Below are 12,262 nucleotides of genomic sequence, written 5' to 3'. Positions count from 1 at the left end.
GCGAGCAAGCGGAAATTCATCTTCGTCAGCGAAATGACGTGTTTTGATTGGCCCCTAGCACCCCCCACAATTTGCCACTCGGGTGGATATGACTGCCTAAGGCATCGATGCCGAGCGGAGCGAGCTTTGCAAGTTCAAACCGTGCATGGCGGGAAAGACTTGCTGAGATAGTTGGATCCGCTCAGTCCAAACCGCCAGGGCACATCTTTGGCCTTTGAAATTCCTATCCGAGGTCCGCATTGCAGCGGCGAGTGCAACACAGGGATCGTCAGCGAAAAAATTGGCAACTCGAGCGACAGGCCATTGAACTTGCCGGTGATGTCCAGTGCCTGGCACAGTCTGCCCGGCCCGGCACACAGCAGTGTGTCATTATGCATTTTCCTGCGCGCATACATCTGGGCCAGTCCGTGCTCGGGTGCAATTGCCCGGATCAGGACGGCACTTGCAGGTAGGCACACGAAATTGAGACACCAATGAAGGCCATAGGAACGATAGACATAAATATCCCCCGGCTTGCCAAACATCACGCTGTTGCCTGGCGTTTTACCCCTGAAGCTGTGGGAGGCCTCGTCATCGGCTGTATAGGCTTCTGTCTCGACGATGACGCCGCCAACCTCGTCGACGGTGAAGGTCGCACCAACAAGGTCTCTCGCGACATCAGCAGCATGTCTGGCAAAAAACTGTTGGTGTGACATCGACCTTAACCTCGCCCGGTTTGCCTCAAGCAAGCATGTGATCCCCTACATATTTCATGCCTCAGTCTGATCGCAACAAAACAACACTGCGATCGGACACCACATACTCATTGGCGTCTAGCTGCTGCTCCTTGACATCTGGATCGGTCGTGGTCAGCACCGCCGTCCATTTCCCGTTCGCTTGAGGAAGAACGAAGGGTACAGCGGCATCATGAGGATTGAACAATATCAGAACGTCTTTCCAGCCCTCTTCGTCACTGTCATCTCGCGATAAACGCAGCGCCATGGTCCTGCTTCTCGCATCTGCCCATTGTTCGCCACCACGCTCACTTCCATCGGGATTATACCACGTCACAACTGTTCCGTCGTGCCAGCTGTCGCGCCGGAGGATGGAGTGATTTTGCCGCAGCGAAATGACCTCCCTGGTGAACTCGCGCAAGACATGCGTGCTTTCAGGAAGGTTGTCCCAATGCACCCAGCTCAATTCGTTATCCTGGCAATATCCGTTGTTGTTACCCATCTGGCTGCGGCCGAACTCGTCGCCTGCCAGCAGCATGGGCGTGCCGTGAGAGAAAAGGAGCGTCAGGAGGAAATTGCGCTTCTGTCTTTCGCGTACCGCAATGATATCCTGATTATCGGTGGGGCCCTCCGCGCCGTAGTTGAAGCTGCGGTTATGGTCGTGGCCGTCCTTGTTGTCTTCGCCGTTGGCGTCATTGTGCTTGTCATTATACGAAACGAGGTCGTGCAGCGTAAAGCCATCATGGGCCGTCACGAAATTCACACTGGACCACGGACGCCGGCCGCGCTGGTCATAAATATCGGCTGAACCCAAAAGTCGCGACGCGAATTCCGGGGCAGTGCCATCTTCATTTTTCCAGTATTCGCGCACAGTGTCCCGGTATTTGTCATTCCATTCTGCCCATCCCGGTGGAAAACCACCGACTTGGTAGCCCCCTGGGCCAATATCCCACGGCTCTCCGACCAGTTTCAGGCGAGAAAGCACCGGGTCCTGCCCGACCGCATCGAAAAATCCGCCGCGCTGATCAAAACCCTCCGGTTCACGTCCCAGAACGGTCCCAAGATCGAAGCGGAAACCGTCGACATGCATCTCCTGCGCCCAATAACGCAGCGAGTCCGTAATCAGCTGCAAGACGCGCGGATGCGAGGTGTTTACCGTGTTCCCGGTCCCGGTATCATTGATGTAATACCGCGCTTCATCGGGCATCGTGCGATAATAGGAAAAGTTGTCGATGCCTTTGAATGAAAGCGTCGGCCCAAGCTCGTTACCCTCGGCTGTGTGGTTGTAAACGACATCGAGGATCACCTCGATCCCGCCGTCATGGAAGGCACGTACCATATCACGGAAGCCCGCAAGGCCGCGCGGCCCGTAATAGCGGGGTGCGGCGGCAAAAAATCCAAGCGTGTTATAGCCCCAGAAGTTTTTAAGCCCATTGTCGAGCAGGTGCGCATCATCTGGAAACCAGTGGATGGGCAGCAACTCGACGGAGCTGATGCCAAGACTTTTGAAATAATCCACGATCTGTCGGTGACCGAGGCCCTCGAAAGTGCCTCTCACCTCCTCCGGCAACTCAGAGAAGAGCTGCGTGAACCCTTTGACATGGGTCTCATAAAATATGGTCTTGGACCATGATATTCCGGGCTTGATATCGCCCGCCCAATCATACTCCTTGGGATCGATGATCCGCGCCTTCGGCATAACGGGCGCGCTGTCCGTTTCATCGAATGACAGATCCTTGTCTTCACTGTCGAGACCATAACCAAAATGCGGTTGGCCCCACTCGATGTCGCCAACAATTTCGCGTGCATAGGGGTCAACGAGCAGTTTGTTGGCGTTGAAACGGTGACCCTTTGCGGGCTCGTAGGGGCCATGGACGCGGTATCCATAAAGGGTGCCCGCCTTTAAAGCGGGGACAAAACCGTGCCAGACCTCGTTGGTGTATTCTGGAAGCTCAATGCGTTCGATTTCACTTTTTCCATCCTCACTGAAAAGGCAAAGCTCGACCCGTTCCGCATGGGCGCTGAAAATTGCGAAATTCACGCCGTCATCATTGAGCGTTGCCCCTAAGGATGTGTAGTCTCCCGCCGTTATGCGGGCATTGTTTTTCGGCATCGATCGACCTCGCGTAGATCCAACAAGAAAGAGATGAAGACACGCGAAGCTGATTAGCCTGCGATGAACCGAAAGACAGCCGGTTCACGGTTGGCATAACCACATCAGGCGAAAATGGTTCCCGCGATGCAAACGCGACAGCGGTTCTCACTCCAGGTCTGTCTGAATCCAGCGCGGCGAATGGTGAATGTCGATCGTCTGCAGTCGACCAGGCCCAAGATTGATGAAACGATGCGGTAAGCCTGCGGGTCCCAGAACTGCCTGCCCGGCTTCGGCCTCGATGACCTGATCTCCGACAAAAAAGCGGGCTCGACCGGCGACAATGACGAAGGTTTCATCATAGGGGTGAACGTGGAGGCGCGGACCTTCACCCGGCGTGTCGTTACCATAGGCCAAAACGGTAACCGGTGAGCCCAGCATTTCTCCAGGCAGCGAGCCACGCCATGGACCATCTGTTTCGAGACTGAAAAACGTAGCTTTAGCAGCTGGCCGACCATCTTGTCTGACTGTATCGGGATCAAAGTCCTTACGTGCCATCGCAACCGTCCTCCGCACTGGTTTCCATCCTAAGCGGAATTTCGCCAACAGCGAAGTGAATTGATCATCGCGACCAAAAGCTCAACTATCTCGAAGGTCGAACGTGAGTGGAAGTGGGAGGACGTGTTGGCATCACACCATTCATCAAAGAACGACTGTATCCGACGGAACAGAATGCCTCGCATCCGGTTTGTTGTTCACAACAGGAGGAATGCCCCATGAGTATCAGCTATAACAACGATGCGCCTCGATTGGGAGACGCAGCGACCACGAGCAACCTGACCGCCCTATTCGATAGTCGCGCCGATGCCGACAGTGCCGTAAATCGACTGAAGGCGGCTGGAATTGATGAAGTCCGGCTACTGCCCGGATATGAAGTCAGCGAAGGCGCGGCAACGACGCTCGATCAAAGTGGCTTTTGGGCCAAGCTGGAGGACTGGTTTTTTCCGGACGATGACCGGGCGACTTATGCTGAAGGATTGAAACGAGGCGGTTTCCTTGTTTCAGTCGATGTCGATCGCGAAAGATACAACGCCGCCCATGACATCCTCGATGATGACGGCACGATCGACATCGATGACCGGGCCGATCTCTGGCGGCGTGAGGGCTGGGATACCGACAAGGCAATCTCGGAATTCAGACAAGTGCAAACGGACCCGGTTTCCACTGTCGCTGACGCGGACCGACGTCAACAAGCCGCAGGCGCGACGGATGATATTTTTGCCGGAGATCCATCAGGCAATGCTGGCGTCGGGCGGCTTACGCGGACAGCAGAGCCCCGCTCGGGGCGGGTCCGGTCTTATGATGTCGATATTTCGGAGATCCCAGACGATCTTAGAGACGATATCCTACCGACCGGCCATCAGCTTTCGGTAGACGAAGCTAACGACACGGCTAAGAGGGAGATGCGTCAGTCTCAGGACATTGACGGACTGCGGCAGGATCAAATCCTCAACCGTGATCGATGACAAAATATCGGGCGTTCATCCCGCAAGTGAGCGCCCAACATTGTCTGCTGGTAAACAACCCGAACGAATTTTTGACTGGTGAGGTGAGGATGATTGAGAAAGTCGAGGCCACACGAGGCACAGAGCGATCAACCGCAACACGGGTCGGCGAGAGCATGTCGATCACGTCAGAGCCGGACAACACGTGGTTTGCCAAACGCCAGTCGACAATCAATGAAAATCTGCACAAGCGTTCCGTGCTGGCAGACACTGATGATGATCGCTCACCCGGTGAGGAAAATGACGCCAGTCAGAATTCAGCCGACGGCGACAACTCCAACGACGATAAACTGTTGTCAGGCGAAAGCCCTCGAATTGGAACTGGTAATTGGGATGACGATGTCTCGGATGGTGAGCACGTTGGATATCTGTAACCTCCGCCTTGGATAGGACGCGGGCACACCAACCTTTTGACGAATTTACTCATCATAGACGGATAATATTGCTATCAATGATGTCTCCCGCCAAGTTGGAGAAAAGGGGCGGCAGATATGATTTCGACAAAAGCCATCGCAAAAACGCACATTAAGAGTGCTCTTTCTTGCCGACCTCGTGGTCGACCTGTAAAAGGTAGTGAGATGGCGGTGGTTCAGGACATCGTTACCGCAGCCCAGACATTATTTTTCCAGAATGGTTATGAGCGCACAAGCATAGACCAGGTGGCAGCGCTCGCGAAGAGTTCAAAGAGAACTGTGTACTCGAAATTCGCGACCAAGGCTGAATTGTTTGATGCCGTGGTCCGACGCTTCATCGAAGAAAAACAGGCTATTGCAGATCCGTATGTTCTATCTGGAACGACGCTACGAGAACGGCTGATGAACATGGCTGAAAAATCGGTTGAAGGCTTTTTGCAGGAGGATGTAAGGGCACTGTACTTTCTCGTGCATCGGGAAGCCGACATGTTTCCAGAGTTGGTCCGGATCGTCGAGGAGGCAGGGCGTAAACCCGCTCAGAGGCGGATCATGATTTTACTCGCCGAAGGTGGAATTGAGGGGGACCACAGCTTCCTCGCTGAGCAGTTTTCATCTCTCCTCTATTGGCCACTGACGCGTCGCGTCATTGCAGGCGACACAGACGTCACCGATGAGGTGCTCGCCAGTGCCCGATCATCTGTAGAATTTTTCTTACGAGGCTGCGGCTATAGCGACCCTTAAGAACCCCGGCCCTTACAGACCGAGGTCATAATCACGACTACTGGTAATCAACGTAATCAATAATAGGGCGACTGGCACGTTGCACGGACGCCAACTCGCGGTACGTATGTGTTATCGTAGGCGCGATATGTGCGGTAGCGCGCAGAGCACCACTGATAATGACGTGGGTTTACACCAGAAGCTGATGGCCGCGAGTTACTGATTGCACCACCGATCACCGCACCTGCTCCGAACGCGGCCAGCGGATACCACCAGCCATCGGAATGACGACGATAGCCGTGGCGATACTCGCGGTGTCCGCGGTGACCACCATACCAGCCTCTACGATCATGACGATCATGGCGTCGGAAATCTCGGTGGTCTCGCCGAAAATTACGATGGTCGCGACGGTACTGAACAGTCTCCACGTCCTTATGGTCTGAGATTATCGGCTTCATCACAGTCATTGGTACTGCGGATGCGGGAATGACAGACGTCATCACGGTGACAGCGGACAATGCTGCGATCAAAGTCTTCTTGAAAAGCATCTCGTTCTCCTGATTTCCAAGTCCCTAACTATCGATGGATAAATATTGTTCCCGACAATATAAACTCATCAGTACCTTTTTTATGTCACGTTACGGTGAGCACCGTATTTTTGCCGATCCCAACGAGGGGTTCTTTTTTCAAAAATTCGAGATAGATATCAGGCAGTTTCAGTCAGAGGTTTTTTCGTGCTCCGTATCGTGGTCCTGTTCTGCGTTCTCTTCCTCAGTGCATGCGCGCGTCCTGGGCCAGCCACCCTCGCCCTCGTGGCACCACTCCCTGATGCGAAGACCGTATCGATCCTCGTGGCTTCAAATCGCGTTCCCGCCAAAGACGACTTCCAGTCTTTTACCTCCGGCAGGTCGGATCGGCTCCGCTATCTGGAAGTGACGGTGTCCATCCCGCCGGGCCACAAGGCGCCGAACATCGAATGGCCTACCGCCAAGCCTGATCCCCGCACATCTTTCGCAGTCGTCTCGCACCGGAATCTTACGAAGACCGAGTTCATCTCGCGTGCGAAAGAACGCGCCAAGGCAACTCCAACCGGAATATTTGTGCACGGCTATAACTACAGCTATCAGGAGGCTCTGTTCCGGCTTGCGCAGATGGCCGCAGATTCTTCCGCCGCAGATGTTCCGATTTTGTTTGACTGGCCGTCGCAGGGATCCGCGACCGGCTACCTCGCCGACAGAGATTCTGCTGCATTTGCGCGAGATTATCTCGCATCCGTACTGACCGATCTTGGCAGAGCCGATGTTCGCAGCATCGTGCTGGCCCACAGCATGGGAGCCTGGCTTGCCGTTGAGGCGGTCAGGCAATTAAGCCTGACAGGACGAAAGGATGGCCTCAGTAAGATCGATCAAATTGTACTGGCGGCGCCAGACATCGATGTCGATCTTTTGAGCAAACAACTTGCCATGACCGGTCGTCTCAAAAACCCGATCGTCATTCTGGCGGCCAAGGACGATCTCGCACTTAATTTGTCACGCAGGCTCGCAGGCTCGGAATTCAACGCCGGTGCTCTTGATGTAAATGACCCACGAACTCGCGCTCTTGCCGTACGGGAAAACCTTCAGATCATTGACATTTCAAGCCTTCCATCTGCCAATGGGAGTAACCATGACCGTTTCGCAGCACTGGCGGCAGCTTACCCGCAATTGCGGAATGAAAGAATTGCCAATCCCGTGGCCGGAACCGGCTCGCTTGTCCTGAATGGAGTGGGCGCGGTTGTCTCTGCTCCGTTCCGGTTGGGCGGCGCGCTACTCAGCCAATGACATCAATCGATTATCGCGGGAGCAATCTTCGCTCTGCTTGGATCTCACAACAAGTATGAACAATTATCGACCTGCGAGGGTGCATTTCGACCTTGTGACGGAACTGCAAACATCTTCCGAGGGTTATGTCTGCTTGCGAAGCAAGCCGGCGGCTGACAATGTGAAAATTCCGGCCGACTTTATCTCAAACGGGGCCATATGAACGTTGAACACGTAATTTTTCAATCAAGCGCCTGGGTCCCGAACAATCCAAACCTCCCGGTTTTACTTTATCGAGCCGCGTTGCAGGAGTTAGACTGGTCGGACTTCGAAACGGCCTTCGCCGCCAACGGCTGGACGGGAATATGGCGAGACGGCGTATTTGATTTCCAGCATTATCATTCTGGCGCTCATGAAGTGCTTGGTGTGGCCAGCGGTGACGCAGAGCTTTTGATTGGTGGTGTTGGTGGTCACGTCTTCCATGTCGTGAAAGGTGACTGTCTCATTCTGCCAGCAGGTACCGGTCATCAGAATTTGGGAGCATCACCCGACTTCGAGATTGTTGGGGCTTATCCGAAGGACCAGTACGCCGATATTCAAACGGCCGCCCCTACGCAGGCAATGCAAACGACAATTTCAACACTGCCAATTCCCGATACAGACCCTGCGTTTGGTTCGAACGGTGGGGTGCTGGAATACTGGCGCTAGAACGACAGAATCTGGTCGCAGAGAACGGGCCTGTCATGAGCTTCGCCACAACCAGCGAGCCCTTCTTGTCGTACTTTATCGCTTAACAGGAACCACAGCGTTAGCGCGAGCATTATAAGTGGGAAATATTGCAAAGGAGCGTATTGAATGGCACTTGTTACCTATCACGTCGACGAGCATGACGGCGGTTATGCATACCGGTATGGCGATGTCTGGTCTGAAACATTTCCAACTCACGATAATGCGCTGGCCGCTGCCAGATCTGCGGCCGAGCGACAGCAGCTTGAAGGCAGCGATGCAGAAATTTCATTCCAGCTCGCCGACGGTAGCTGGAGGACCGAACATGCATCGGGTGGCGACCGGCCAGACACAGAGATCGTTGACGACACTAAGGCGAGCAGCGAATGAAAGCCGTCAGGTTCTTACAGTAGCCCTTCAAAAATGGAGCGACTGACAGGGCTGCTACATACGTAGCAGTCCGCCAGCCGAGACGATAGCTTGAGCAGTGTCTACGTCACACCTTGCAGCGGCTCCGATATCGACCAGACTGGTATCCAAACCACTCCTTTTGATCGCCATTTTACCCCCATCTTCGTTCTCCAGCATTTGCATAGCCCTGAACAATATCCTTGGAATGATGACCGGGTGTCCGGGCATAATGCCATCGGCTCCTCGCACAACAACTTGGCCGTCAGTCGACGTGAATGCTAGCAGCAACTGATCGATGTGCTTGGCCTCTATGGTGGGCATATCCGCCAGCATAATGAGGACACCGCCACAGTCGGACAAACCCTGATACCGAAATCCGCTGGCGATCGATGTTCCGAGGCCTTTCGCAAAATCGGGGTTGTTCAATGTGATGACAGGGAGTCCACGAAGGGCCGCTTCTACCTCATGTCCCCGATGCCCGGTAACGGCAACAACAGGCGACAGTTTGCTCTCCAATAATGTTGATGCAGACCGCCGAACAAGGGGTATGCCATCAAACTCAGATAGCAATTTATGAAAGCCTCCTGCGACCCGACTTGATTGTCCCGCAGCGAGAAGTAGTCCCGCGACATTGATACCATCTGGTCTCATCGACGTCATGCAAATGCCTCAAGCCGGGCTGCGGCGACGTCGGCCAGGATCGAAATGGCCAGCGAAACGGCATCACGTGTCGGGCCAAATATACCGATAGGTGCTTTGATCCGGTTGAAACTCTCTGCGGGTACGCCAGTGGACCTTAACCTTTCTACACGAAGGCGATGGGTACGCGTACTGCCGAGCGCCCCGATGTAAAACGCCGGCGATGAGAGCGCCCGATCCAGAACGCGCGTTTCCCGATCGAGATCATGATGTAGTAGAACAACCGCAGTAAACGGATCAATGTTCAATGGTACTCCCTGATCAGCGCAAACGACTTGATAACCCGTAGCTTCAGCAAGGCGGCAGACCACCTCCACCTCCGCGGTCTGGCCTGAAACGACCAGACGCGTCTGCGGGCGATAAACCGTCAGAAACTCGCCTCCTCGCCATCCGCATCTGGCAGGTATTCTGTCAGAGAGCGTCAGCTGCTGGGCCTCAGTGTCCAGGACAAGTCCGACCGACTGACGTTCGGAAATTGCCGCAAGTATTCCAGAGATAGGGTCAATCGTGCGCAGCACATGGATCGCCACCGTTATGCCTCCACCGCAAGGCAGAGCGATGTCGAAAAACGGCGAGCCTTCACCAAATTTGACGATCCGGTCAACACCCTCAGCAATGGCTTCCAAAGCTTCTGCAGCAACAGCGGTTTCAACGCAGCCCCCTGAGACATAACCGCAATATCTGCCGTCGGCCGCCACCGCAACCTGCGCACCCAGTGCGCGAGCGGCACCTCCCCTGATTTCAACAAGAGTGGCAAGCGCCGCCCCGCCACACCGCATTGCCTCCACAGCGAACTGCAGAATCTCTCCCGGATCATCTCCAGCACGAGCTCGAACAGGTATAACTCTCGTTGTTGATGTGACATCACACAACATGTTGCCTCCGACACTTGACGCTTGTTCGGTCCACTCCTTGAGTCCAATCATCCGACTTCGGGCAGCTTGCTTATCAGCTTATCCAGGGTGATGGGGTACTGCCGAACTCTGATGGCGGTAGCGTTGTAGATAGCGTTAGCGATTGCGGCTGACACACCACACAGGCCAAGCTCTCCGATGCCTTTCGCTTTCATGGGTGATGAATACGGATCCGTTTCATCCATGAAAATGACGTCCTGGTGTGGAATGTCTGCATGGACAGGCACCTCGTAACCAGCGAGGTCATGATTGACGAAGAAACCGTGGCGGGTATCGACAGCCAGTTCCTCCGACAAGGCCGCTCCGGCCCCCATTGTCATTGCGCCAATGACTTGGCTTCGAGCCGTGATCGGGTTCAAGATACGGCCCGCTGCACAAACCGCGAGCATGCGCCGGATCCGCGTTTCGCCGGTTGCGATATCCACGCCAACTTCAACGAAGTGACTACCGAAAGTCGATTGCTGGTGCGTTTCGGTCAACTTCCCCCATTCAATCGTGTCTTCGCCAACCAGCCCCTCAGCTCCCGCAGCATCTGCCAGAGCTACCATACGGTTGCCACTTCTCACCTGTCCGTTCTCGAAAACAACCTCAGAGGAGTTGAAACCGAGTTTGCTCGCTACGGCCTCTCGCAACTTTACACAGGCAGCGTAAACGCCAGACGTTGCAGAGTTGGCACCAAATTGTCCACCTGACCCTGCCGACACTGGAAAGCGGGAATCCCCCAGCCGCACGTCGACACGTGTAACATCAACGCCAAGCATCTCTGCTGCGGTCTGGGCAATGATGGTATAACTGCCAGTTCCAATATCGGTCATATCGGTTTCGACGGTGATCATTCCGGTTTTATCGAGCATCACCCGAGCGCCGGAAGGCATGACGAGATTGTTGCGAAATGCCGCCGCTACTCCCTGCCCGATCATCCAAGTACCTTCGCGCCGTTGAGCAGGTAGCATGCGCTTTTCCCATCCAAATTCTTGGGCACCTCGTCTGAGGCAGCCGACGAGGTCACGATGGGAAAATGGCCGTCTGGGATTTTCGGGGTCCACAAGTGTGTCGTTTAAAATACGAAACTCGATCGGATCCATGTTAAGCTTCTCAGCCATCTCATCCATTGCAATCTCGAGCGCCATCAATCCCGGAGCCTCGCCAGGTGCACGCATTGCATTGCCCTCAGGAAGATCAAGCGTCGCCAGTTTCGTCGCAGTCATCCGGTTTTCGCCTGCATAAAGAAGGCGTGTTTGCATGACCGCTGTTTCCGGTCCACCGCCTGGCAGATCGCCTGACCAGCTCTCATGTGCGATTGCCGTGATCTTCCCGCTGTTTTCGGCGCCGATGCGAATTCTCTGAATTGTCGCTGGCCTGTGGGTGGTGTTGTTTGCGATCATAGGGCGTGGAAGGGCAACTTTGACCGGGCGCCCCACTGCCTTCGCGGCAAGGCAGGCGAGAACACAATCTACCCTGAGAAACAGCTTGCCCCCAAAACCTCCGCCGATGAACGGTGACTTCAGGTGAATTTTTTCTTTGTCTACTCCAAGCGTGATCGCCAGGTCAGATCGCCACCAATCGATCATTTGACTTGAAGTCCAAACGGTAAGCTCATCGCCGTTCCACTGAGCGATAGATGCATGCGGCTCCATCATTGCGTGAGATTGGTCAGGAGTGGCGTACTCGGCCTCCAGCGTGACTGGTGCGGTTGCGAAGGCTGCTTCGAAATCCCCTGACGACGATTCAGGCTCGGTTGACGGATCAGGTGCGGTCGCATTTGCCATCTCCGACCGGAGATCAAATCGCCCTTTTTCGGCTGCATATTCAACATCGAGCAGAGCTGCGGCGGCGCGCGCTTCCTCAAACGTATTGGCAACTACCACGGCAATAGCTTGGTGATAGTGCTGAACTTCAGTGCCACCAAACAGCTTTGCCGTATTGAGTTTGCCCTTTTTCAGCTCCGGATTATCGAGGGTGGTGATGATGCCCAGCACGCCGGGAGCGGCTTGGGCGGCCGCTGTGTCTATAGAGATGACATGGCCTTTGGCGATAGTCGAGCCGACAGGATAGCCATAGGCGTAAAGCAGGTCTGGATCTGACCACTCGTAGGCATAAACTGCACGCCCAGTGGTTTTCAGCTCGCCATCGACCCGGTGGACAGGTCGTCCAACCACTTTGAGCTGATCGATTGGGTTGATTGTTGCTGGCTTGTCAAATTGCATGAC

13 protein-coding genes are annotated in these 12,262 nt (G+C 54.7%); 6 read left to right on the top strand and 7 right to left on the bottom strand.

Annotated elements, in window-relative coordinates:
- Nucleotides 1-134: 134 nt before the first annotated feature.
- The 3 genes from IB237_RS18895 to IB237_RS18885 form a co-directional block, all read right to left on the bottom strand.
- The gene (locus tag IB237_RS18895; RefSeq protein WP_192490236.1) at nucleotides 135-695 is read right to left on the bottom strand and encodes a DNA-3-methyladenine glycosylase; all 561 of its coding nucleotides are present in this window, start codon (nucleotides 693-695) and stop codon (nucleotides 135-137) included.
- 61 nt (nucleotides 696-756) lie between these two features.
- Nucleotides 757-2,826, bottom strand: a complete 2,070-nt coding sequence (gene glgX / locus IB237_RS18890) for a glycogen debranching protein GlgX (RefSeq protein ID WP_192490235.1) — start codon at nucleotides 2,824-2,826, stop codon at nucleotides 757-759.
- A 147-nt stretch (nucleotides 2,827-2,973) separates the two neighbouring features.
- Nucleotides 2,974-3,363, bottom strand: coding sequence for a cupin domain-containing protein (locus IB237_RS18885; protein WP_192490234.1), 390 nt, complete (start codon nucleotides 3,361-3,363; stop codon nucleotides 2,974-2,976).
- Nucleotides 3,364-3,581: 218 nt separating this feature from the next.
- Between IB237_RS18885 and IB237_RS18880 the strand changes: the two genes are divergently transcribed.
- From IB237_RS18880 to IB237_RS18870, 3 genes are all read left to right on the top strand, one after another.
- Nucleotides 3,582-4,331, top strand: a complete 750-nt coding sequence (locus IB237_RS18880) for a hypothetical protein (protein WP_192490233.1) — start codon at nucleotides 3,582-3,584, stop codon at nucleotides 4,329-4,331.
- An 89-nt stretch (nucleotides 4,332-4,420) separates the two neighbouring features.
- Nucleotides 4,421-4,744, top strand: a complete 324-nt coding sequence (locus tag IB237_RS18875) for a hypothetical protein (protein WP_192490232.1) — start codon at nucleotides 4,421-4,423, stop codon at nucleotides 4,742-4,744.
- Nucleotides 4,745-4,861: 117 nt separating this feature from the next.
- Nucleotides 4,862-5,524, top strand: coding sequence for a TetR/AcrR family transcriptional regulator (locus IB237_RS18870; RefSeq protein ID WP_192490231.1), 663 nt, complete (start codon nucleotides 4,862-4,864; stop codon nucleotides 5,522-5,524).
- A 56-nt stretch (nucleotides 5,525-5,580) separates the two neighbouring features.
- Here the strand turns inward: IB237_RS18870 and IB237_RS18865 are convergent, their stop codons facing one another.
- A complete protein-coding gene (locus IB237_RS18865) occupies nucleotides 5,581-6,051 on the bottom strand; it encodes a BA14K family protein (protein WP_192490230.1) in 471 nt (156 codons plus the stop codon).
- 186 nt (nucleotides 6,052-6,237) lie between these two features.
- Between IB237_RS18865 and IB237_RS26330 the strand changes: the two genes are divergently transcribed.
- The 3 genes from IB237_RS26330 to IB237_RS18850 all read left to right on the top strand — a co-directional run bounded on the left by IB237_RS26330 (nucleotide 6,238) and on the right by IB237_RS18850 (nucleotide 8,418).
- Entirely contained in the window at nucleotides 6,238-7,323 is a 1,086-nt protein-coding gene (locus IB237_RS26330) for an alpha/beta fold hydrolase (RefSeq protein ID WP_192490229.1), read from the top strand.
- Between the two features lie 198 nt (nucleotides 7,324-7,521).
- Nucleotides 7,522-8,010 carry a cupin gene (locus IB237_RS18855; RefSeq protein ID WP_192490228.1) on the top strand — a complete coding sequence of 163 codons (489 nt, stop codon included), beginning with the start codon at nucleotides 7,522-7,524 and terminating at the stop codon, nucleotides 8,008-8,010.
- A gap of 147 nt (nucleotides 8,011-8,157) precedes the next feature.
- Entirely contained in the window at nucleotides 8,158-8,418 is a 261-nt protein-coding gene (locus IB237_RS18850; protein WP_192490227.1) for a DUF2188 domain-containing protein, read from the top strand.
- A gap of 54 nt (nucleotides 8,419-8,472) precedes the next feature.
- Here IB237_RS18850 and IB237_RS18845 read toward each other — a convergent pair whose 3' ends face one another.
- The 3 genes from IB237_RS18845 to paoC are packed head-to-tail and all read right to left on the bottom strand — an operon-like array spanning nucleotide 8,473 to nucleotide 12,259.
- The gene (locus tag IB237_RS18845) at nucleotides 8,473-9,099 is read right to left on the bottom strand and encodes an NTP transferase domain-containing protein (protein ID WP_246788090.1); all 627 of its coding nucleotides are present in this window, start codon (nucleotides 9,097-9,099) and stop codon (nucleotides 8,473-8,475) included.
- On the bottom strand, nucleotides 9,096-10,013 hold the full coding sequence (locus tag IB237_RS18840; protein WP_192490226.1) for an XdhC family protein: 918 nt from the start codon (nucleotides 10,011-10,013) through the stop codon (nucleotides 9,096-9,098). The genes IB237_RS18845 and IB237_RS18840 overlap by 4 nt, the downstream gene beginning before the upstream one ends.
- 47 nt (nucleotides 10,014-10,060) lie before the next feature.
- On the bottom strand, nucleotides 10,061-12,259 hold the full coding sequence (gene paoC / locus IB237_RS18835; RefSeq protein WP_192490225.1) for an aldehyde oxidoreductase molybdenum-binding subunit PaoC: 2,199 nt from the start codon (nucleotides 12,257-12,259) through the stop codon (nucleotides 10,061-10,063).
- Nucleotides 12,260-12,262 lie beyond the last annotated feature (3 nt).

Origin of the sequence: Agrobacterium sp. AGB01 (assembly GCF_014851585.1) — a bacterium.
Lineage (GTDB): Bacteria > Pseudomonadota > Alphaproteobacteria > Rhizobiales > Rhizobiaceae > Agrobacterium.
The sequence above is the reverse complement of the archived record's forward strand: the minus strand, read 5'-3'. Positions and strand labels throughout refer to the sequence as shown.